19 protein-coding genes and 1 pseudogene are annotated in these 22,420 nt (G+C 64.4%); 13 read left to right on the forward strand and 7 right to left on the reverse strand.

Features of this window, described 5'->3' with window-relative positions:
* Window positions 1-46 precede the first annotated feature (46 nt).
* The 5 genes from ACVWYQ_RS09505 (at window position 47) to ACVWYQ_RS09525 (ending at window position 4,677) form a co-directional block, all read left to right on the forward strand.
* Window positions 47-895 carry a transglutaminase family protein gene (locus tag ACVWYQ_RS09505; protein WP_404540064.1) on the forward strand — a complete coding sequence of 283 codons (849 nt, stop codon included), beginning with the start codon at window positions 47-49 and terminating at the stop codon, window positions 893-895.
* 70 nt (window positions 896-965) lie between these two features.
* Window positions 966-1,373 (forward strand): carboxymuconolactone decarboxylase family protein, encoded by a 408-nt coding sequence (locus ACVWYQ_RS09510; RefSeq protein WP_456725589.1) that lies wholly within the window; start codon window positions 966-968, stop codon window positions 1,371-1,373.
* 214 nt (window positions 1,374-1,587) lie between these two features.
* A complete protein-coding gene (locus tag ACVWYQ_RS09515; protein WP_025037198.1) occupies window positions 1,588-2,346 on the forward strand; it encodes a proteasome-type protease in 759 nt (252 codons plus the stop codon).
* Between the two features lie 26 nt (window positions 2,347-2,372).
* The gene (locus ACVWYQ_RS09520) at window positions 2,373-3,131 is read left to right on the forward strand and encodes an SDR family oxidoreductase (RefSeq protein WP_275511250.1); all 759 of its coding nucleotides are present in this window, start codon (window positions 2,373-2,375) and stop codon (window positions 3,129-3,131) included.
* A 295-nt stretch (window positions 3,132-3,426) separates the two neighbouring features.
* On the forward strand, window positions 3,427-4,677 hold the full coding sequence (locus tag ACVWYQ_RS09525) for a NupC/NupG family nucleoside CNT transporter (RefSeq protein WP_404540059.1): 1,251 nt from the start codon (window positions 3,427-3,429) through the stop codon (window positions 4,675-4,677).
* Window positions 4,678-4,795: 118 nt separating this feature from the next.
* Here ACVWYQ_RS09525 and ACVWYQ_RS09530 read toward each other — a convergent pair whose 3' ends face one another.
* Complete coding sequence (locus ACVWYQ_RS09530; protein ID WP_404540056.1) at window positions 4,796-5,995, reverse strand: rhomboid family intramembrane serine protease; 1,200 nt, start codon at window positions 5,993-5,995, stop codon at window positions 4,796-4,798.
* Window positions 5,996-6,145: 150 nt separating this feature from the next.
* On the reverse strand, window positions 6,146-6,673 hold the full coding sequence (locus tag ACVWYQ_RS09535; RefSeq protein ID WP_404540053.1) for a cupin domain-containing protein: 528 nt from the start codon (window positions 6,671-6,673) through the stop codon (window positions 6,146-6,148).
* Between the two features lie 419 nt (window positions 6,674-7,092).
* On the opposite strand from ACVWYQ_RS09535, the gene ACVWYQ_RS09540 reads away from it, so the two are divergent.
* Complete coding sequence (locus tag ACVWYQ_RS09540; protein WP_404540050.1) at window positions 7,093-9,228, forward strand: O-linked N-acetylglucosamine transferase, SPINDLY family protein; 2,136 nt, start codon at window positions 7,093-7,095, stop codon at window positions 9,226-9,228.
* A gap of 115 nt (window positions 9,229-9,343) precedes the next feature.
* Here ACVWYQ_RS09540 and ACVWYQ_RS09545 read toward each other — a convergent pair whose 3' ends face one another.
* Window positions 9,344-9,631 carry an usg protein gene (locus ACVWYQ_RS09545; RefSeq protein WP_036015394.1) on the reverse strand — a complete coding sequence of 96 codons (288 nt, stop codon included), beginning with the start codon at window positions 9,629-9,631 and terminating at the stop codon, window positions 9,344-9,346.
* Window positions 9,632-10,030: 399 nt separating this feature from the next.
* Between ACVWYQ_RS09545 and ACVWYQ_RS09550 the strand changes: the two genes are divergently transcribed.
* Window positions 10,031-10,345 (forward strand): co-chaperone GroES, encoded by a 315-nt coding sequence (locus ACVWYQ_RS09550; protein WP_025037205.1) that lies wholly within the window; start codon window positions 10,031-10,033, stop codon window positions 10,343-10,345.
* Between the two features lie 47 nt (window positions 10,346-10,392).
* Window positions 10,393-12,033, forward strand: a complete 1,641-nt coding sequence (gene groL, locus ACVWYQ_RS09555) for a chaperonin GroEL (protein WP_057029537.1) — start codon at window positions 10,393-10,395, stop codon at window positions 12,031-12,033.
* Between the two features lie 241 nt (window positions 12,034-12,274).
* Here groL and lepB read toward each other — a convergent pair whose 3' ends face one another.
* The 3 genes from lepB to ACVWYQ_RS09570 form a co-directional block, all read right to left on the reverse strand.
* Window positions 12,275-13,018 (reverse strand): signal peptidase I, encoded by a 744-nt coding sequence (gene lepB, locus ACVWYQ_RS09560; protein ID WP_404540046.1) that lies wholly within the window; start codon window positions 13,016-13,018, stop codon window positions 12,275-12,277.
* A gap of 638 nt (window positions 13,019-13,656) precedes the next feature.
* Window positions 13,657-13,941 carry a hypothetical protein gene (locus ACVWYQ_RS09565; RefSeq protein ID WP_456725590.1) on the reverse strand — a complete coding sequence of 95 codons (285 nt, stop codon included), beginning with the start codon at window positions 13,939-13,941 and terminating at the stop codon, window positions 13,657-13,659.
* A 400-nt stretch (window positions 13,942-14,341) separates the two neighbouring features.
* A complete protein-coding gene (locus ACVWYQ_RS09570; RefSeq protein ID WP_456725591.1) occupies window positions 14,342-15,181 on the reverse strand; it encodes a LysR family transcriptional regulator in 840 nt (279 codons plus the stop codon).
* A 126-nt stretch (window positions 15,182-15,307) separates the two neighbouring features.
* Here ACVWYQ_RS09570 and ACVWYQ_RS09575 point away from each other — a divergent pair.
* The 3 genes and pseudogenes from ACVWYQ_RS09575 (at window position 15,308) to ACVWYQ_RS09585 (ending at window position 17,982) form a co-directional block, all read left to right on the forward strand.
* Window positions 15,308-15,888, forward strand: a pseudogene (locus ACVWYQ_RS09575) (isochorismatase family protein).
* 13 nt (window positions 15,889-15,901) lie between these two features.
* Complete coding sequence (locus ACVWYQ_RS09580) at window positions 15,902-16,540, forward strand: glutathione binding-like protein (protein ID WP_271544811.1); 639 nt, start codon at window positions 15,902-15,904, stop codon at window positions 16,538-16,540.
* 104 nt (window positions 16,541-16,644) lie between these two features.
* A complete protein-coding gene (locus ACVWYQ_RS09585; RefSeq protein ID WP_271544813.1) occupies window positions 16,645-17,982 on the forward strand; it encodes a caspase family protein in 1,338 nt (445 codons plus the stop codon).
* A 34-nt stretch (window positions 17,983-18,016) separates the two neighbouring features.
* Here the strand turns inward: ACVWYQ_RS09585 and ACVWYQ_RS09590 are convergent, their stop codons facing one another.
* A complete protein-coding gene (locus ACVWYQ_RS09590) occupies window positions 18,017-19,096 on the reverse strand; it encodes a tlde1 domain-containing protein (protein WP_225139793.1) in 1,080 nt (359 codons plus the stop codon).
* Between the two features lie 661 nt (window positions 19,097-19,757).
* On the opposite strand from ACVWYQ_RS09590, the gene ACVWYQ_RS09595 reads away from it, so the two are divergent.
* Window positions 19,758-20,282, forward strand: a complete 525-nt coding sequence (locus ACVWYQ_RS09595) for a FecR domain-containing protein (RefSeq protein ID WP_271544817.1) — start codon at window positions 19,758-19,760, stop codon at window positions 20,280-20,282.
* A gap of 56 nt (window positions 20,283-20,338) precedes the next feature.
* Window positions 20,339-22,228, forward strand: a complete 1,890-nt coding sequence (locus ACVWYQ_RS09600) for a CHASE2 domain-containing protein (protein WP_271544819.1) — start codon at window positions 20,339-20,341, stop codon at window positions 22,226-22,228.
* Window positions 22,229-22,420: the final 192 nt, after the last annotated feature.

The raw sequence follows: 22,420 nt of genomic DNA on the forward strand, positions 1-22,420 counted from the left end.
GGGTTCGGTCCTGCGGACCGCCCCGGAATGACGGAATCAAAACACCATGCGCCTGCGAATCCAGCACAGCACGACCTATCGCTACGAGCCGCCGGCCACCAGCGTGATCCAGATCCTGCGCATGACGCCGGGCAGCCATGACGGGCAGTACGTCGCGGAATGGCAGATCGACGTCTCCACCGACACCAAGCTCGACATGCATGAGGACGCGTTCGGCAACGTCACCCACGTGCTGTCCTGCGGGCCCGTCGGCGACATCCAGATCATTGCCGAAGGGCTGATCGAGACCCACGACACCGGCGGCGTGCTGCGCGGCAGCGACGAGCGTTTTCCCCCCGGCATGTTCCTGCGCGTCACCGACCTCACCTCGGTCAATCCGGCGATGACGGCGGTCGCGCGCCAGTTGCGCAGCGAGGCCGAGAGCGACACGCTGGGCTTCCTGCACACGCTGATGACCCAGGTGGCCGATCACATGACGTTCGACGAGGACCCCACCAACAGCGGCACGTCCGCAGCGGAGGCGTTCACGCTCAAGCGCGGGGTCTGCCAGGATTACGCGCACATCTTCATTGCCTGCGCCCGCGCCGGCGGCGTGCCGGCGCGGTTCGTCTCCGGGCATTTCCTGCGCGCAGATGATACGGTTCATCAGGAAGCGGGCCATGCCTGGGCTGAGGCCTACGTGCCCGATCTCGGCTGGGTCGGCTTCGATCCCGCCAACAGCATCTGCGCTACCGATGCTCATGTCCGCCTCGCGATCGGGCTCGACTATCTCGGCGCGGCCCCGGTGCGCGGCACGCGCTACGGCGGCGGCACGGAGACGCTGACGGTGGCGGTGAAGGTCGAACAGGCCGGCCGCGGCGGGCAGTCGCAATCGCAGTCCCAGCGGCAGGGCTAGTTAGCAGCCGCCGGCCGAACACATTCGGCGTGCTACAATCGCGGGATCGGATGAGACCCGCGAGGTAGCCATGGCGACTGTGAAACTGCTTTCGGATGATGAACTCTCGGCTGAAGCGCGCGCCGTCTTCGACGACATCCGCAAGGTGCGGAAATCGGACTTCGTCAACAATTTCTGGCGCGCGCTGGCGCATGATCCGAAGACGCTGCGGCGAACCTGGGAGAGCATCAAGGAGGTGATGGCTCCCGGCGCGCTCGATCCCAAGGTCAAGGAAATGCTCTACGTCGCGGTGTCGGTCGCGCACGGCTGCAGTTATTGCATCCACTCGCACACGGCCGCCGCACGGGCCAGGGGCATGACCGAGGCCGAATATGGCGAACTGCTCGCCATCGTGGGCATGGCCGCGGAGACGAACCGGCTGGTGACGGCGCTCGGCGTGCCGGTTGACGAGGTGTTTCTGGTGGATGCGGCGGGTTGAGGTGGGCGGTCGCCGCAGCGTACCTTGCTCGTCATTCCGGGGCGCGTCGCGCGAGCCCGGAATCCATTTATCCACCAACGCTGCGGCTCGATGGATTCCGGGCTCGCGACTTCGTCGCGCCCCGGAATGACAGCCTTCCCCCGCGGGAATCGGGGGTTTCATGGCTCCCTGAAATTGGCTAGTAATTCCGCGCAAACGCGTTCGGGGACTGGAAATGACCTATTGCTGCGGAATCCTGGTTCGGGACGGTCTGGTGATGATCGCCGATACCCGCACCAATGCCGGCCTCGACAACGTCTCGACCTTCCGCAAGCTGCACATCTTCTCCAAGCCCGGCGAGCGCATCATGGCGATCGCCAGTGCCGGCAACCTCGCCATCAGCCAGTCGGTGCTGTCGACGCTGACCGAGGGCCTCGAAGACCCCAATACGGGCGAGATCGAGACGCTGATGAACGCGCCGACCATGTTCCAGGCCGCCCAGCGCATCGGCCGGGCGATCCGGGCGGTGCACGCCACCGAAGGGCCGGCGCTGAAATCCGAGGACGTGTCCTTCGACGTCTCCTTTCTGTTCGGCGGCCAGATCAAGGGCGCGCGGATGCGCCTGTTCATGGTCTACACCGCCGGCAATTTCATCGAGTGCACCACCGACACGCCTTACTTGCAGATCGGCGAGCACAAATACGGCAAGCCGGTGCTCGACCGCGCCATGCATTACGACGTCGAGCTCTATGAGGCGCTGAAGACCGGCCTGATCTCGATGGATTCGACGATGCGCTCGAATCTCGGCGTCGGCCTGCCGATCGACGTGCTGGTGGTGCGCACCGACGCCTGCGAAGCCGATCTCAACCATCGCATCGAGGCGGGCGAGCCCTATTTCCACGACCTTCGCTCGCGCTGGTCGGCGGCCTTGCGCGCGGCTCATCAGAACATTCCGCGCCCGCCCTACAAGAACGACAAAGAACCCAAAACCTGACAGCAGAAGAGAGAAGGCAGGAAACGATGAGTGAAGCGAAAAAGATCGCATTGGTGACGGGCGCCGGCACCGGCGTCGGGCGCGCGGCGTCGCTGGCGCTGATGAACAGTGGCTTCACCGTGGTGCTCGCAGGCCGCCGGCTCGACATGCTCGAGGAGACTGCAAAGCTCGGTCCCGCGGGAAAAAGCCTCTGCGTCACCGCCGACATGACCAAGCCGGACTCCATCGCCGCGCTGTTCGACAAGGTGAAGGCGACCTATGGCCGGCTCGACGTGCTCTTCAACAATGCCGGCATGGGCGCGCCGGCCGTCAACTTCGAGGACCTCAGCCTTGAGCAATGGCAGGCCGTGGTGAACACCAACCTCACCGGCCCGTTCCTGTGCACCCAGCACGCCTTCCGCATCATGAAGGACCAGACCCCGCGCGGCGGCCGCATCATCAACAACGGCTCGATCTCGGCGCACGCGCCGCGGCCGTTCTCGGCGGCCTATACCTCGACCAAGCACGCCATCACCGGCCTCACCAAGGCCTCTAATCTCGACGGCCGCATGTACGACATCGCCGTCGGCCAGGTCGACATCGGCAATGCCGCAACCCCGATGACCGACCGCATGGTCAACGGCCCCGGCGTGCTGCAGCCCGACGGCACCACCAAGCACGAGCCGCGCATGGACGCCAAGGCCGTCGGCGACGCCGTGGCCTACATGGCCAGCCTGCCGCTCGATGCCAACGTGCTGACCATGACTGTCATGGCGACCAAGATGCCGTTCGTGGGGCGGGGCTGAACAAAAAACGCGAAAACAACCCCATGCACAGTAGGCGTCAAGAGGCGCCTGCTGCTGCCGGGCCGCGGGTGTGACGCGAGTTAAGTCTCCACGCCATCTCAACAATCGTCATTGCGAGCGCAGCGAAGCAATCCAGGCTGCCGCCGCGGTGAGATTCTGGATTGCTTCGTCGCAAGAGCTCCTCGCAATGACGCGAAGAGAGCGGAGCCCCAACAACGCGGCCCGCTTCCCCGCCCCGTCGGCATTGCCTTTGCAGCGCAGGCACGGCCATAATCATCGAGGGGCTTGGGACATCATGCTGCGCCTGCAATCTGCACTCGGCATTTTCGCATTGCTGCTGATCGCCTTCGCGCTGGCGGAGAATCGGCGCGCCGTGTCGCTGCGCCAGGCGGCGATCGGCCTCGCCGCGACCTTCGTCACCGCCCTCGTGCTGCTGAAGCTGCCGGTCGTCGCTCATGCCTTCGGCGCCATCAACGAGGCGGTCGGCGCGATCTCGGCGGCCTCGCGGGCCGGCTCCGCGTTCGTGTTCGGCTATATCGGCGGCGGACCCCTGCCGTTCGATCTGAAGGCGCCGGGCGCGGACTTCATTTTGGCGTTCCAGGCGCTGCCGATCGTGCTGGTCATGAGCGTGCTCACGACGCTGCTGTTCTATTGGCGCGTGCTGCCACCGATCGTCCGCGGCATGGCCTGGCTGCTGGAGCGCACGCTCGGCGTCGGCGGCGCGGTCGGGCTTTCGACCGCTGCCAACATCTTCCTCGGCATGGTCGAGGCACCGCTGTTCGTGCGGCCGTATCTGGCACAGATGACGCGCAGCGAGTTGTTCCTGGTCATGACCGGCGGCATGGCCGGCATCGCCGGCACGGTGCTGGTGCTCTATGCGACGCTGCTGGCCCCGCTTATTCCCGACGCCGCCGCACATTTCGTCATCGCCTCGGTGCTCGGCGCGCCGGCGGCGATCCTGATCAGCCTGATCATGGTGCCTGAAACCTCCGACAAGCGCACCGGCGGCGCGCTGGAGGATCCGCAAACGGAGGTCGTCAGCACGATGGACGCGATCGTGAAAGGCACCAGCGCGGGCATCGAGCTGCTGATCAACATCGTCGCGATGCTGCTGGTGCTGGTGGCGCTGGTCTATCTCGTCAACGCAATCCTCGGCCTGCTCCCACACGTCGGCGGCGCCGCGATCTCGCTGCAGCGGCTGCTCGGCCTCGTCATGGCGCCGGTGTGCTGGCTGATGGGGTTGCCGTGGGATCAGGCGATCACCGCCGGCAGCCTGATGGGCACCAAGACGGTGCTGAACGAATTGATCGCCTATGTCGACTTCTCGAAGCTGCCGCCCGATACGCTCGATCCGCGCTCGCGCCTGATCATGCTCTATGCGATGTGCGGCTTCGCCAATTTCGCCAGCCTCGGCATCATGATCGGCGGCTTAGGGGTGATGGCGCCGGAGCGGCGCGAGGAGATCAATGCGCTGGGGCTGAAGTCGATCGTGTCGGGGACGCTCACGACGTGTCTGATGGGAGCGGTGGTGGGGGTGTTGGCGTAGGTCTCTCTCCACCGTCATTGCGAGGAGCTCTTGCGACGAAGCAATCCAGACTGCCTCTGCGGATACATTTCTGGATTGCTTCGCTGCGCTCGCAATGACGACCGAAGGAGTATAGGCCTCAACCGCACAATTTCGACTTCTGCAGGATGCGACGCACCTCAGGCATCTTGGCACGGCACGGCTCGGCCGCCATGGCCTTTGCCTCGTCGGTTCGACCCTGCACCCACAGCAACACCGCCATCAAGCCCTGCGCCCCGGAGCGGACCGGCCCACCCGCCACATCCGAAGCTGCGAGCGACATGGCGGTTTGCGCTTCCCTCTCGGCGGCCTTGATATCCGCTTGTTCCAGGAAGAAGACGGCACGGTAGACGTGAGCCCGCGCGTCTTTCGGGTAGCGATTAACGAGATCGAGCGACCGGCTGGCCATCTCATCGCCCTTCATCGGCACTTCCGAGGCGCGGATATAGTGCGCGGCATCGGCCATGTAGGCCGAATAATGCGCGGCGGCGAAGCCGGCGCAGATGAGAGATCCGATGGATCCTGCCAACAAGGTCATGCTCGCGCTCCGCGGCAGGCTGTCATAGGACCAGAAGGCGAGCCACGGCGTGACGGCGAGCGCGGCGCCGGCCACGGCGCCACCTGCATGGGCGTAATAGTTGACGTTGCCGGACGCACCAAAGGCCATTGGCAGCAGTGCGGGAACGCCGAAAAACAGCGACGTCTTCAGCCGCGATATAGTTTGATCGGCGTCCGCTTCGGGATCGAAGCTCGCCACGAACAGCGCGGCGATCAGCCCGGTGATGGCGCCCGATGCACCGACGCCGACCGTGCCGGGACCGTTGCCCAGCAGCGAGCCGGCCTCTCCGGCCAGTGCACTGGCAACGAAGATCAGCGCAAACCAGCCGCGGCCGATCAGCGACTCCAGCCTGACGCCGACGATGAACAGCGCAACGCAATTGCTCACGAGGTGCCATCCGCTGCCATGCAGAAGCGGTGCAAGGCCGATCCGCCACCACTCCCCCCGTCCGACGACGAGATCGTAGCCGGACGCGCCTTGAGCGATCAACGAGCGGACATCGAGGTCGCCGTCTCGCGCGATGTCGATGGCGAGACTACGTTGCAGAACGAAGATCAGGAGCAGACCGAAGATCAGGCCGATGGTGAGGAAGGGAATGTCGGCCAGAAGCTTGTTGTCGGCAAACAGCGTCTCCTCGCTTGAGGAGGGCTTCTCTATGACGATCGGCGCGGCGGCGGGTCGAAACGATGCTGTTGGAGCTGGCGCCACGGTGCCGCGTCGGCCAAAAGTGTTGGTCGCCATGAAGCATCTCCCGCGTTGTCACAGCCTTGAGTTGACGCGAGAGGTATTTTCGACTGGTTAGCGCCAGGCTTGCGGGGCGGCTGAAATCATCCCGATTGCTGACCGCCCGGTTTCTCGGATCGACCGCATTTTAGCGATCGAGAGTTGCGCTTACGCCTTCAGCTCCACCGTCTTGAACTCAGCGGGGAGGATCACCTCCAGCAGCTCCACGTCGTCCGAATAGTCCAGGATCATGTGCCTGATCTTCGGCGGCTGGGTCCAGGCGCTGCCTTGCTGCATCAAGGTCTCGCCCTGGCCTTCCATATAGGTCTTCACCCAGCCCTTGAGCACGTAGACCATCTGGAATTCGACGTCGTGATAGTGGAGCTTGGAGACCTCGGCCGGATTGCAGGGGCCTTGCAAGCGGATCACATGCGCCTGCGCGAGGCCATGGGTCGCCTCGGCGATGCCGAGATCGCGATACTTCGCGTAGGCGCGCAGGCCGTCGGCCTTGAAGTCTTCCTCGCGGTGATGGCTGACGGCGATGCGCTGCTTCGGACGTGCGGGCTTTTTCGCAGCGGCGCTACGCGCCTTCGCCTTCACGACCTTGCGTGCCGAGGATCGCGCCGCCGCCTTGGCGCCGCTCCGCTTCTTCACCGCGGTCTTCAATGCGGGCCTCGATGCCTTTTGCTTGGCCATTGTGTGCCTCCCTGTTCTGAGCCGCGCCCGTCGCACGGGTATGGCTTGTACGCCAGCTTACCCTAGTCCCGCGCGAGGCAGCAATTGCAGAGCTCGTTGGGTTGAGTAGCGCCGCATCCGCGATCATACCCTCCCCTGGAGGGGGAGGGTCGGTTCACATTGAGCGCAGCGAAATGTGAGACGGGGTGGGGTGACGGTCTCTCCACGTCGCATACTGCCCGTGTGGAGAGATCACCCCACCCCGCTCGCGCTTCGCGCGATCGACCCTCCCCCTCCAGGGGAGGGTAAGAGGATGTTGCCCAGTCACGCGATCGCGTTGTCGATCGTAGCTTGCCCCAAGCTGTCGTGGCGGGCGGGGGTCGTCTCGTCTTCGTTCTCGCGTTCAACTAGTCTCGCCGGGACATTCGGGGAATTGATTCATGGGCAGCAATGTCGGTCAGCGTGCATTTCAAAATGCCCGGCTTCAGAAGCGGCAACAGGCCGACGTGCTGCCGTTGCTCGGGCAAGCGCTCGAGTTGCACAAGAAGGGCCGCCTCTCCGAAGCCAAGGCTGCCTATCGCCAGCTCCTGCAGATCGCGCCCAATCAATTCATCGCGCTGCATATGCTCGGCGCGTTGGAGTCCGATGCTGGGAATTATCAGCAGGCCGAGATCCTGCTGAGCCGGGCGGTTGCCGCGGATCCGCGCTCGGCCGAAGCCCATATGAGTCTGGGCGTCGCGCTGAACGGGCTGAAACGTCACGCTGAGGCCCGCGAGAGCTACCGCAAGGCCCTCGCCTTGCGGCCCAACTACGCCCTCGCCCTCTCCAACCTCGGGAACGCGAGCGCGGCCCTTGATCGCTACCAGGAAGCGCTCGACAGCTACGATCGGGCGCTCGCCATCGACGCAAATCTTGCCGAAGCCTACAACGGCCGTGGCTCTGCGCTCTGCCGTCTGCGCAACTACGACGAGGCTCTTGCAAGCCTGAACCGCGCGCTCGCGATCAAGCCCGACTATGCGGCGGCGCTGGCGAACCGCGCCGTGGCACTCCGGGAGTTGCAGCGATTCGACGAGGCCATGGCGGATTGCAACCGGGCAATCGCCCTCGCCCCTGACGACGTGAACGGATGGCTTTGGCGCGCCAATGTCTTGCTCCAGACCCGGCAGGTGGCCCAGGCACTATCCGATTGCGAGAAGGCGCTCGCGATCGCGCCCGATTCCGATCAAGCTCATCTGGTGCTGGGCCTTTGTCTTGCCGGACTGGGCCGGGTCGACGAAGCCCTCGCCAGTTTCGACAGAGCCCTCGACATCAGGCCCGACCTCGAGAGTGCGATCTCCAGCAAGATCTTCACGCTCGATTTCGTGCCGGACGCCAGCGTCGAGCGGCATCAGCAGGCGCGACGCGTATGGTGGGAGCGGATCGGGGCGAAAATCGCTTCAGAAGCGGCGGCACCGCATGACAACAGCCGCGATCCGGATCGTCGCCTGGTGCTGGGCTACGTCTCCTCAGACTTCAACGCGCATTCGGCTGCGTTCATCTTCAAGCCTGTCCTGCAACACCACGACCGCGCCCAGTTCGAAATCGTTTGCTATTCGTGCTCGGCGAGAGTGGATGCGACGACACGCGAATTTCAAGGCATTTCCGATCGCTGGCGCGACGCCTCGCAATGGAGCGACGATCGCCTTGCCGTCCAGATTCGCGCCGATCGCATCGATATCCTGATCGATCTGTCCGGCCATACAAGAGGAAACCGCCTCGGCGTATTTGCGCGCAAGCCGGCACCGATCCAGGCGCACGGCTGGGGCCACGGCACCGGCACCGGGTTGCCGGCGATCGACTATCTGTTCTCGGATCCGGTCGGGATTCCGCACGAGGTTCGGCATCTGTTTGCAGAGAAGGTGGTCGACCTGCCGTGCTTCGTGACGCTGGCGCCGCTGCCGGCCGGGATTGCGCGAGCCGCAACGCCGGCTCTCTCGAACGGCTTCGTCACGTTCGGTGTCTTCAACCGCATCAGCAAGATCTCGGACGAGGCGGCGGCAGTCTGGTCCAGGATCCTCGAGTGGGTGCCGGGCTCGCGCCTCCTGATCAAGGACGTTGCGCTCGACGACCAGCTGGTCCGCGACAAGCTGCTGGCGCGATTTGCGGCCTGCCGATTGCCGGCCGAACGCGTCGATCTGCTCGGGGCCACCTTGCGCGACGAGCATCTGGCATCGTTCAATCGCATCGATATTGCTCTCGATCCGTTCCCGCAGAACGGCGGCGTCAGCACATGGGAAGCCCTGCAGATGGGCGTGCCCGTGGTGGCGAAGCTCGGCAACAGCCTGCCCGGCCGCGCTGCCGGCGCCATCCTCACCGCACTTGGCCTGCCGGACTGGGTCGCCGACAGCGAGGAGGCCTATGTCGAGATCGCGGCCAGCCGCGCGGCCGAGATCGGCGAGCTCGACAAATTGCGCCGCGAACTGCCCGCAACGATCAACGCCGCGGCCGCGGGCAACCCCATCTCATATGCACAAGCGGTGGACGCGGCCTATCGCGCGATGTGGACACGCTATTGCAACGGCGCTGTCGGTGCGTGACATCGTAGGGTGGGCAAAGCGCAGCGTGCCCACGACTTCTCTCAATCGGAAACAGACGGTGGGCACGGCGCGCGAAGAGCGCGCCTTTGCCCACCCTACGAGACCGGTGCTCCGTTCAATGCAGACGGAACACGCCGTCGACGGCGCGAAGCTCGGCCGGCTTGATCAGCTTGGAATGGGCCACCGTCACCGAATGGAGGGGACCGTCGAGCTTCTCCTGCCAGAACGCCAGGAAATCGGTCAGCGCGGGGAATTTCGGAAACATGTCGTAGTTCTGCCAGACATAGGTCTGGAGCAGCGAGGGATGATCCGGCATCCGATAGAGAATTTGTGCCGTCGTCAGCCCGTAGCCCAGCATCTGTTTCCGGAATTCCTCGGAAACGCCCCCAACGCGCAGTCCCATGCCAAACCTCCTTTGCAGGAGCGCATCCGGCGAGTGGCTTGGTCCGTGCCCCGGGGAGCCACCCGGAAACGATGCGCTCACATGAGAGAAATGTGACGCAAACTGACAACTCATCTCAAGCCCAAAAGTTTAACAAGCTGTTGAAATTCAATGCTTTAGCAGCAGAGACGACTCCGTGCTAATACGGTCACCCAAGAGGCGTCGAGAGGCCTCCAAGGCGGTTAACGATGGCGAGGGGTTTCTGGCAGTCCGCGCTTTCGGCTGCTAATTTTTCTGCTACAAACCCTTGCCCCCGCAAAATTCCTGTCCTATTTCAGGCTCGCCCGTGCTAGCACTCACGGGCAACGACTGCTAACAATCTCAAAATCCTCAACACGTGCAATTGCTTAGGAGGACTGCATGAAATTCCGTCCGCTTCACGACCGCGTCGTGGTCAAGCGCATCGACGCAGAAGAGAAGACCGCTGGCGGCATCATCATTCCCGACACTGCCAAGGAAAAGCCCTCCCAGGGCGAAGTCGTCGCCGTTGGCCCCGGTGGCCGCGACGAAGCTGGCAAGCTGATCCCGATCGACCTGAAGGTCGGCGACCGCGTGCTGTTCGGCAAGTGGTCCGGCACCGAGGTCAAGATCGACGGCCAGGACTTGCTGATCATGAAGGAGAGCGACGTGATGGGCGTTCTCGAAGTCAGCGAGTCCAAGAAGAAGGCGGCTTAAGAGCCCCTCTCCTCCCTCCAGTCAAACTCACCTAAGGAAAACTCCAGATGGCAGCCAAAGAAGTCAAATTCTCGGTTGAAGCGCGCGACAAGATGCTGCGCGGCGTCGACGTTCTCGCCAACGCGGTGAAGGTCACGCTCGGTCCCAAGGGCCGCAACGTCGTGCTCGACAAGTCGTTCGGCGCTCCTCGCATCACCAAGGACGGCGTCACCGTCGCCAAGGAGATCGAGCTCGACGACAAGTTCGAGAACATGGGCGCGCAGATGGTGCGCGAAGTCGCCTCCAAGTCCGCTGACGCCGCCGGCGACGGCACCACCACCGCCACTGTGCTCGCCCAGGCGATCGTGAAGGAAGGCGCCAAGTCGGTCGCCGCCGGCATGAACCCGATGGACCTCAAGCGTGGTATCGACCTCGCGGTCGAAGCCGTCGTGGCCGACCTCGAGAAGAACTCGAAGAAGGTCACCTCGAACGACGAGATCGCCCAGGTCGGCACCATCTCGGCGAACGGCGATGCCGAGATCGGCAAGTTCCTCGCCGACGCCATGAAGAAGGTCGGCAACGAGGGCGTCATCACCGTCGAGGAAGCCAAGTCGCTCGAGACCGAGCTCGACGTGGTCGAGGGCATGCAGTTCGACCGCGGCTACATCTCGCCCTACTTCGTCACCAACGCCGACAAGATGCGCGTTGAGATGGACGACGCCTACATCCTCATCAACGAGAAGAAGCTCTCCTCGCTGAACGAGCTGCTGCCGCTGCTCGAGGCCGTGGTGCAGACCGGCAAGCCGCTGGTCATCGTCGCCGAGGACGTCGAAGGCGAAGCCCTGGCGACCCTGGTCGTGAACCGCCTGCGCGGCGGCCTGAAGGTCGCGGCCGTCAAGGCTCCGGGCTTCGGCGATCGCCGCAAGGCCATGCTGCAGGACATCGCGATCCTGACCGGCGGCCAGGCGATCTCGGAAGACCTCGGCATCAAGCTCGAGAACGTCACGCTCAACATGCTCGGTCGCGCCAAGAAGGTGATGATCGACAAGGAGAACACCACGATCGTCAACGGCGCCGGCAAGAAGGCCGACATCGAGGCGCGCGTGGCCCAGATCAAGGCGCAGATCGAGGAGACCACCTCGGACTACGACCGTGAGAAGCTCCAGGAGCGTCTTGCCAAGCTCGCGGGCGGCGTCGCGGTGATCCGCGTCGGCGGCGCGACCGAGGTCGAGGTGAAGGAGCGCAAGGATCGCGTTGATGACGCGATGCATGCGACCCGCGCAGCCGTGGAAGAAGGCATCGTTCCGGGCGGCGGCGTCGCTCTGCTCCGTGCCTCCGAGCAGCTCAAGGGTCTGCGCACCAAGAACGACGACCAGAAGACCGGAGTCGAGATCGTGCGCAAGGCGCTGTCGGCCCCCGCTCGCCAGATCGCGATCAACGCCGGTGAAGACGGCTCGGTGATCGTCGGCAAGATCCTGGAGAACAAGGCCTACAATTACGGCTTCGACTCCCAGACCGGCGAATATGCCGACCTCGTCAAGAAGGGCATCATCGACCCAACCAAGGTGGTCCGTACCGCGATCCAGAACGCTGCCTCGGTGGCCGCGCTCCTGATCACCACGGAAGCCATGGTCGCCGAGCTGCCCAAGAAGGGCGGCGCCGGCCCGGCGATGCCCCCGGGCGGCGGCATGGGCGGCATGGATTTCTGAGGTCCAACCACCTCGAGAACTACGAAACCCCGGCAGCGATGCCGGGGTTTTTGTTTTGGGGGGCCTCTGTTCTCTCAACCAGTCATTCCGGGGCGCGCCCCTTGGGCGCGAGCCCGGAATCCATAACCACGAAACTCACGGGCGACGGGCATAGCGGGCCCACTCCATCTGGCTGTGATTATGGATTCCGGGCTCGCGCCCAAGAGGGCGCGCCCCGGAATGACGGCGGAAAGGCTCCCCCTCACTCCGCCTTCCCGATCCGCTCGAAGCGCGGCTCGCCGTCTTCGTCGAGCGACCAGAAGATCCGCGTCACCTTGCCGATGAGATTGTCCATCGGCACGAAGCCGAATGTCGACATGCGGCTGTCGGTGGAATTGTCGCGGTTGTCGCCGAGCACGAAGATGTGGCCCGGCGGCACGGTGAAGACGTTGGTGTTGTCAAGATAGCCGTCGTCGAGGCAGTCATATGTCACATAGGACGCGCCGCTCGGCAGCGTCTCGCGCCAGCGCTTGACGGCCGCACCGTCGTCCACGCCGCAGGCCTCGTCGGCAAATGTCGCTTCCAGGGCGACGCGGGTCACCGGGCGATCGTTGAGGATGAGGCGGCCCTGCCGCATCTGGATGCGGTCTCCGGGCAGGCCGACGACGCGCTTGACGTAGTCGGCAGAACTGTCCTTCGCCGTCCGGAATACCACGATATCTCCGTATTCGGGATCGGCGGCGAGGATGCGGCCCGAGATCCAGGACGACGCGAAAGGGAGTGAATAGCGGCCATACCCGTAGGGATATTTCGCGGCGAAGACGTAGTCGCCGACCATCAGCGCCGGTGTCATCGAACCGGACGGAATGTTGAACGGCTGATACAGGACGAAGCGAAACAGGATCACCGGCGACCACAGCACCGGGATCATGAGGATCAGGACGACGATCGCCTTCCAGTCGCTGGATCGTGCTGCGGGGCGGATCGATTCCTGAAGAACGGTCATGTGCCTTCCCTGATCAAGACGTTGCGGCTCCAGGATGACGCAACCTGCGAGCGCGCTCAATCCCCGACGAGCTCAAATTGGTCGCGCCTCGCGCCGATCGCGTTCATCGCAGACCGCGGCAACACCGATGTGAAGGGCCGCTTGCTGCATTGCAGCCCGCCTCCGAACTTTTCGCTGGAGCACCTTGCGCCGCCCGCGTGTTTTCCGTTGCCGGTCCAGAGGCCGGAAGCAACAATTGGCATACATGGGCGGGCAGTCGCTTGAGCAAGGAGCCCACCAATCGCGCATCAGTCTGCCCTCGCTTTCAAATAAGATATAGGCGGGACGGCCGGGCGGCTTGAGGCTCTTGAACGAACCCTGAAGATTCGTGTGCAAAGGACCTAGTCGCAGCGTCCCAATAAGAATTCTTTCCGCTCTTATGGGACACCTTTGGTGGCGAGCTTCCTCTCGGTCACACCCGACTCCGCTACGCTCAAAACAAAACGCCCCGGGCGCGAGGCCCAGGGCACAAATCGGTATTGAATGTGATTTGCTGTTCAGTAGCAGGGCAGCAGCTGCACTACAAAGTTTTTTGTATCGACCTGCAAGTTATCAAGTGCAGCAAGTCGATTCACAACTGATCCTGATCGTCTGGGGCACTATTGGCGGACGACAGCCCAATCCACGGTCACCACAACGTTGAATCTGCCACCCTGAATGTCATAAACGAGAATTTCAAAGGCCTCCTGATTTTTCTCGCTGATGAAGGCGCAATAAAGGGGCCCCTTTCCTTCAGGGCCAGACGGGCCACCGTTCTGCGTGTATGGGGTTAGAAGTATCAGGTCATGGGGTTTCAATCCGGGCACATGAACAACTTCCGTGCCAAATTCTCTATGCCGGGTCTCAATCCTCGAGGTACCAGCCGCAAATATCGAATGGGGCATGCAATTCCTCCAATGATCTGAGTTGAAAGGTTGGTTTTCGAGCGTGTCTCCCGAGAGTTGGGACGCGCACTCACCTTCCGCTTAGGCATCGAACGATTATGGAGATGATTGTTGGCGCTTACGAATTGGTAGCGCAAATAACGGCGGGCTAGGGCAATGACCGGGTTGAATGACACGAAGACCACCACCCGAAAAATACTACCCGCTGAAGTAGCATCCATAAAAGCGGGAGCTAAAGATACAATCAATACGCTCTGCTACTTCTGCGTTCATCGGTCGCATATACGTAAGGGCCGATGACCATTCCAACTACACAGACTTAGCGGCGGCTGCGCCCGAACTTCTCCGTCCACTTCGATCTGCTTGCGCCGTGGTGCGACGATCACGGTAACATGCGATGTCAATTGCGCGAGACGTCCTGGAAGCACGCCCTCACCCACGCGATCGTCACGCGTGTCGCAGGATCGCGCTTGAGGTGGTTCTGCACGAGCAGCCAGACGTCGCGGCGCTTCGGCAGCAGGGTGGCGCGCAGGCTGCGGTCGGCGAGCAGCGGCCCGCAGCTGTGCTCGGGCAGCACGCCGATGGCCTGATGCGACTGGATCATGGTGCGGATGATGCCGATATTGTCGGTGACGCAGCGCACGTTCGTCAGCCGCTTCGCACGCAAGAACTGCGCTTCCGGAATCGCGTCGAGCTCGTCCGGATAGACGCACGCAATGGGCTCACTGCCGCCGCGGTCCGCGGGCTCGAAGAAGTACAGCCTGACGTCGCCGAGCTTGGAGATGGTGAAGTCGCCCTTCTCCGGCTTGCGCAGGCGGATGGCGAGATCGGCCTGCCAGCGCGAGAACTTGACGTTGCCGCTCGCGGTGAGGAATTGCAGCGTCAGTCCCGGATGATCGCGCAGGAAGCTGCTCGCATGCGGCGCCAGCAGCTCCTCGGCGACCGCATTGGTCGAGGCGATGCGCAGCCGCCCGACCGGGCCGACCTGGCTTTCCTTGATGCGGTCGATCGCCGCCGCATGCGCGGCCATCGCACCGACATGCGCGAGCACCGCCTCGCACTGGCGCGTCGGCCGCCGCACGCCGTCCACCGCATCGAACAGCTTCACGCCGAGATCGCGCTGGATGCGCGCAAGCCTGCGGCCGACGGTGGTCTCGTCGATGCGCAGCCGCGCGCTGGCGCCGGCATAGGTGCCCTCGTCCCTGACCGCAGCGATGATGCGCAGATCGTCCCAATTCATCGGGCGAGCCTAGCAGGCGCCGCCGCTGCCTGCAAATTTGCAGCCATCAGCTGCAATAGTCCTGCACAATGGCAGGCTGCTGCTGCGCTAATGTCAACGCATCCGAATTCACGAGGGCCTGACGGCATGACCGCTCCAAAGACGCTGCTCGAACTCGCCGGCGCCGATCTCGATCCGCCCCAGCTCAACGAGACATGCCTCGTTCTGATCGACATTGCGCCGGCCCGCTCGCCCTGCCCGATGCGCAAGCGGCGATCGCCGCGGCTGCGCGCCTGCTCGCGCGCGCACGGGAGAGCAAAGCTGCGATCTTCCACGTCGCGCACAAGGGCCGCGCCGGCGGCCTGTTCGACCGCGAGGCGGCGCGCGGCGCCATCGTCGAGCGCCTGACGCCGCTTGCGACCGAGCCCGTGATCGAGAAGGCGCTGCCGAATGCCTTCGCCGGCACCGACCTGCAGGCCCGGCTGGCCGCCACGGCGCGCAAGAACATCGTGCTCGCGGGGTTCATGACGCATATGTGCGTGTCTTCGACCGCGCGCGCCGCGCTCGATCTCGGCCTGCGCACGACCATCGCGGCCGACGCCTGCGCCACGCGCGATCTTCCCGACGGGCGCGGCGGCACGCTGCCGGCGAGAATTGTTCACGAGGTCGCTCTGGCCGAATTGTCGGATCGCTTCGCGATCATCGCGCAGAGCGACGCACTGACCTGAGGAGACCGTCCCGATGCTGCAGCTCTATTTCTTTCCGATGGCCTGCTCGCTCTCGAGCCGCATCGCGCTGCTGGAGGCCGGGATCGAGGCGCAGTATCACCTCGCCCATATCTGGACCAAGCGGCTCGTGGACGATGGCGGCGATTTCCTCCGCGTGTCACCGAAGGGCGCGGTGCCGGTCCTGGTGCTGGAGAACGGCGAGCGGCTGACGGAAAGCGCAGCGGTGCTGCAATACATCGCCGATGTGAAGCCGGAGGCACGCCTTGCGCCGCGGCCCGGCGACTTCGATCGTTATCGCCTGCAGGAATGGCTGAGCTTCGTCAGCGCCGAGATCCACAAGGCGTTCCTGTTTCCGACCTTCTGGTACAAGGACGACGGCTCGCTGGCCAAGCCGCGCGCGAGGATCATGCAGACCTTGTCGGTGCCGGCAGCGCATCTGGCGGGCCGCGAATTCCTCGTCGGCGACGGCTTCACCGTGGCCGATGCCCATCTCACCTGGACCTTGCTGCTGCTCCGTCCGGCAGGGATCGACATCGCGCAATGGCCATCGCTCGCGGCCTATCTCGAACGCATGCAGGCCCGCCCCGCGGTCCGGCGCGCGATCGCGACCGAGATGGCGCTGCGCAAGACCGTTGCGGCGAGCGCGGCGTGACGGGATGCGGTGCGATCTGCGCCGCAGGCAAGGCAGAGCATTGATGTCGGCGCGGCATGCGCTAATCTCAGGGATATTTTTCGATATTTCCTGGGACGGCATTCATGCGTGCTTCTTCCGGAATGTGCCTGGCACGGACTTGCGTCGCTCTCCTCGCCTGCTGGCTGGGCCTTGCTCCGGCATCGGCGGACACGCGGGTCGCGCTGGTCATCGGCAACGGCGCCTACGTCTCGACCGCGAAGCTTTCCAACCCCCTGCATGATGCCGAGGACGTCGCTGCCTCGCTGAGGCGCAGCGGCTTCGAGGTGCTCCAGGGCATCGATTTGCGCCAGGCCGACATGCAGGACCTGACCATCCGCTTTGCGCGAGCGGCGAGCCGAGCAGATGTTGCCATGTTCTACTACAGCGGCCATGCGATGCAGTACAACGGCGTGAATTACCTCATGCCCGTCGATGCCGTGCTCACGGATGAGGCGGATCTCAAACGCTTCGTGCGGGTCGACGATATCGTGAACGATCTGCAGCAGGCCAAGAACCTGCGCATCCTGGTGCTGGATTCCTGCCGCGACAATCCGCTGGCGGAAACTCTCAAGCGTTCCGCCGGCACGACGCGCGCCGCCTCGATCGGACGGGGGCTGTCGAAAGTCGATGCTCCTCGCGGCACGATCGTGTCGTTCTCGACGCAATCAGGTCAGGTGGCCGCCGATGGCACCGGCCGCAACAGTCCCTATACCACCGCGTTCCTCAAGCACATCGAGCAGCCCCAGGAGATCGGCGATGTCTTCCGCGACATCAGCAGCGACGTCTACGAGAGCAGCGGCAAGACCCAGCTCCCGGAGCTTTCGCTGTCGATCATCGGGAGGTTCTACCTGAACGGACCGGTATCGGTCACGGTTGCGGCTCCGCAAGGTGCATCTCGGCCTGATCCTTGCGCATCCGCGGAAGTACATTGGAGGGCCGCCGATGGAATCGGCACCGTCGGCGCCTTTGAGGATCACCTCGCACGTTTTCCGAATTGCACCTTCGCCAATCTGGCCAGGGCGCGGATCGAAAGCCTGAAACAAAAGGTGGCACTTGCGCCGACGAGCGGCGAGAACAAGACGTTCGATGGCAAGTGGGACGTCACCGTGAACTGCGCCAGCTCGGGCAAGGCATTGGGCTATACCCGCGCGCTGTCGGCCACGGTCGCGAACGGCGTATTTCATGCAGAGGACCGGGACCCGCGTACGAACAGTACGCTCGAAATCGACGGTCAGATATCGGCTGATGGGAAGAGCACGCTCAGTGCACGCGGCCTCACCGGTCCGAGCGCCTACACCATCAACAACGTCGCCCCCGGCTCATCCTACGCATACACGATCGACGCGCAATTCGAGCGCAGTCGTGGCAGCGGCAAACGCAACGAACAGCGTCCGTGCAGCTTCACCTTCGTCAAGCGATAGCTGGCTGTGCCCGCACCGGCGGCCACGCTACGCCTCACTCCACCCGCGCCAGCACCGCGAGCTTGCGGATGCCCTTGTTGCGGTAGGCGTCGAGGAACGCGTAGTAATCCTTGAACGACACGCAGCCGTTGGAATCGCCGCCCGGCCCGAGCATGAAGGTGTGGGCGAGCAGGCCGTCACGGCCGTAGATCGCGCTCTCGCCGCCGATCGGGGTGAGGCGCAGCGCCGGCACGCCGTGGAACAGCGCCTCGCGCGGCTTCAGCGTATAGATGTGCGGCGGCGTCACGCCGCGCATGCGCAGGCGGCGGGAGTCCGGATCGTCGCGGTTGGCGCCAAGGCCGGAATGCGCCTCGAGCCTGGTGCCGTCGGGCAGATACACCATCTTGGCCGTGATGTCGTAGACCGCGGTGTCCCGCTCATAAGGCGGAGCGCCGCCGAACATCGGGTTCTGCTCCTTCGGGGCGATGGACGCGGTGATGCTGGCATCGGCCGAGGCGTAGGCGAGCAGCCCGCCGGACGCTTCGCGCTTGCCCCACAGCTTTTCCACCATTGCCTGGCGCGGAGCGGTGATCGACATCACCGCGGCCTTGGCGCGATCGGCAAAGGATTTTTGCTTGGCTTCGGGCGCCGGCACGATCTCGGCCGGGTCGGCCGAGGCGAGTTGCAGCTGGGCAGCCGGCGCGCGCTTGGTCTTGTCCGCGGCGTTGTCGGCGCCCTTGGCTGCCGGCTTCAGCGCCTCCGCGACCTTCGCGATCACGCCCTGCTTCGGGGCGTCTTTGGCCACCGCAACGACCTGCGCCGGGGGTGCGGCGCTTGTGGCATTCGACGGCACGCCCTGCGTTGCGGCCGCCGCAAAGCGCTCGTTGAACATTTCGCGCGAGATCGGAGCTGCGACCTGGAGGCGGTCGGGCAGCAGCGCGAAGGTTTCCTTGATGGCCTCGCCGGCCTCGCGCAGCACCACCCTGGGCGCGCGCTTGATCACCGGCTCGTCGTAGCCGACGCTGCCGACCGAGGGATAGACGCTCGCGCCGAAGATGTTGCTGTGGATAGTCCAGCCGGCGCCCATCACGGCACAGCCGATCGCCGCGGCGCCAAGCCAATTGGTCGTGGTCATTTTCCGGGAAGATTTCCGCGAATTGGTCTTCGAGAAATTCTTGGACTTCCGTGCCGCGTTACTCTGCGCAGCGATACTCGTACTCATTCGCCTTGCGTCCAGGACGGTGTCACTCAGTCCCCCTTCGAAGTGCCGCTGGTCACGATCCGGGAACAGCATCTCGCAGAGGGTCGGAGCGTCATTAAGGCGACTTTTAGTTAAATGCGGATTAAGTTCGGGCGGATCTGCGGCAGCTCGTTAATGCTGTCCCGTTTTGAGAAAAAAGCCCGCAGAACTACGGACTTAGTCGGGTCTGTTAACTATAATTCTCGGCCGGTTCAGCACGCTCTGCGGACGTCTGCGGCCACATCCATGACGCACTTGAGAACGTCATTTTCGTGGTCCTCAACTGCCCCTGAACGTAACGTGCCAGCGTTGCGCGAGGCTGGTGGACGATGCGTCGGATTGGCCTCGTCGGCCGCGCGGGAATGGTGCATGCTTATGGCGCCGGGCGACCTCACGCGGCACGGCGCCGTGATTGAAAGTTGATCGTCGCGGTTCTGGACATCGCCGCCGCGAGAAAATAGCTCCCACTTCGGCACTTTTCAGCAGCCTCTGCGCGTGATACGGTACCGTATCATCCTGCCCTGAGCTGTGCCGAGCACGCAAAACGGAGGCTGGCATGAGAGGGATCGCGCGCGCAGGGTTTTTCGCCCTGGCGGGGTCGTTTCTGTTGATCGGATCTGCGACTGCGCAGCCTGCGGCGAATGCGGGCTGCACGGCATCGCCGTCGGCTGCCGGGACGCAGACCTGGCGCTGCGACAACGGCATCACCATCGTTGCGGAAAACGGCGCCAGATTTGAACTTAAGGACGCCAACCGCGACGGACATATAGACTCCGTGGAGTTGAGCAGCAAAGCGCTGCTGATCGAGGTGCCCAAGAAGCCGCGCGGCAATCCCTTCAAGGTGCTGACGCCGCAAGCGATTGCCGCGGTGCGCGGCACGAAATGGGCGGTCGATGTCGCTGACGCCAAGACTTCCGTGTTCGTCGCAGACGGCCGGGTTGGCGTGAGCCGCAGGGCTCGTGGACGCGCCGTCGTGCTCGGCCCCGGAGAAGGCGTCGATGTCGAGCCAACCGGTCCGTTGACCGTCAAGACCTGGGGCCAGCCGCGCGTTGACGCGCTCATGGCCAGACTCGGGCAATGAGCCCGGGCCGGCAAAGCCGGGCCCATGAGATTTGGATCATACGATTGCAAGACCGCATGCGCAGCCGACGCGTTCAGATCCTGGTGGCACTCGTCCTCACCGCACTGTGGGGCGCGGGCATCTATGCCATGCACGCCGACGGCCATCTGCGCTTCCTGGACCGCCTCGAAGCCACGTTGACGGATTGGCGGACGCAGGCGCGCGGCGTGCGGCGTCCGCCGGATTTCGTCACCATCGTTGCGATCGACGACACCGTCGTGAAGCGCGGCGGCACCTATCCACTGCCGCGCGCCGATCTTGCCCGCGTCGTCGACACCATCGTGCAGTTCAAGCCGAAGGTCGTAGCGATCGACCTGCTGCTGGTCGACCGCAGCGCCGCGATCGGCGATGCGACGCTGGCCAACACATTGGCCACCGGTCCCATGGTGCTCGCCGCCGCCGCGATCTTCCCCTCCGCCAGCGAAACAGTGGCACCCAGCCGAGAAGGTCCCCTCGCCGTGCTGCCGGAGGCCGAGCGTTTCCTGCAGCCATTGCCCGCATTCGCCGAGCACGCCGAGGTCGGCATCGTCAATGTCGCGACCGGGCAATCAGGCTCGCCGCTCTCGGTGCCGATGCTGTTCCGGACCCGCGACAAGGTCGAGCTGTCGTTTCCGTTGCGCGTCGCGGCCCGCGCGCTCGACGAGCCGCTGACCGTCGCGCCAGGCCATCTCATGCTCGGGGATCGCGTGGTGCCGACCGACAGCAATCTGGCATTGCCGATCACCTATTACGGCCCGCGCCGCACCATCCGCACCGTCAGCGCACAGAGCATCTTCGACGGCACGCTCGATCGCGCGGCCATCGAGAACCGTATCGTCGTGATCGGCGCCTCCGTCGCCGGCGGCGGCGACTTCTATCCGACGCCGTTCGATTCCCTGATGCCCGGCGTCGAGGTGGTCTCGACCGCAATCACGCATCTCGTCGCCGGCGATGCCATCCTGCGTGACCACCGGGTCCGCATTGCCGACGCGCTCACGGCGATCCTGCTGCCGGTGCTGCTGGTCGGCCTGCTCGCCTGGCGGCGCATCGCGCTCGGCACCATGGCGGCGGCCGCGGTGATGATCGCCTGGGCCGGGCTCAACCTGTTCGCGTTCACGCACGGCGTCTGGCTGAACGCCGCGACCACGCTCGCCGCCGCCGTGCCGCCGGTTGCGGTCTTTGCCGGCGTGCAGCTGTGGGCCGGAGGCCGCCGCACGCAATATTTCGCCGCTAAGAGCAGGTCGCTTGCGCAATTCCAGGCTCCGGCGCTGCGGGATTGGCTCTCGCGAGATCCGAACTTCCTGTCGAAGCCGGTGCGGCAGGATGCAGCCGTGGTGTTCGTCGATCTCTCCGGTTTCACCGGTTTGAGCGAGCGGATCGATCCGGACGAGCTCACGGATATTCTGAAGGCGTTTCATGCGCTGGTCGACCGGATCGCGATCGATTGCGGCGGCATGATCACGGGCTTTCTCGGCGACGGCGCCATGATCCTGTTCGGGCTACCGCGCGCGATGCCCGACGATTCGGCGCGCGCGCTGAAATGCGCGGTCGATCTGCATCGCGGCCTCGCACGCTGGATCGCCTCGCTGCCGCCGGCGATCGCAGGTCAACTCGGCTACAAGATCGGCGCACATTGCGGCCCGATCGTCGCCTCGCGACTCGGCGAAAGCCATCAGCACATCACGGCGACAGGCGACACCGTCAACGTCGCAAGCCGGCTGATGGAGATTGCCGCCCAGAACGATGCGCGCCTCGCGCTGAGCGACACGCTGCTGGATGCGGCCGACTTCCAGGGCGCGCCCGACGGTGTTCTGTCCGGCCCCTTGCTCGCCCAGGTCCGCGGCCGTTCCGGCGTCGTAACCGTCTGGTTCTGGCGCGATCGCGACGGGCCGGGACAGGATGCTGACAAGGCCGAGATGATCGACTAAAGCGCGATGAAGTGATGCTCGATCGTAGCAAAGACGGAGGTGCGCTCCCTCTCCCGCTTGCGGGAGAGGGTTGGGGAGAGGGTGTTTCCGCAATGGGACAATCCCCTAGAGGAGAAAACCCTCACCCGCGCCGGAGCCTGTCATCGGGCGCGCCTACGGCGCGACCCGGTGGGCGCGACCTCTCCCGCAAGC

The sequence above is a fragment of the Bradyrhizobium sp. USDA 3397 genome, assembly GCF_054060965.1.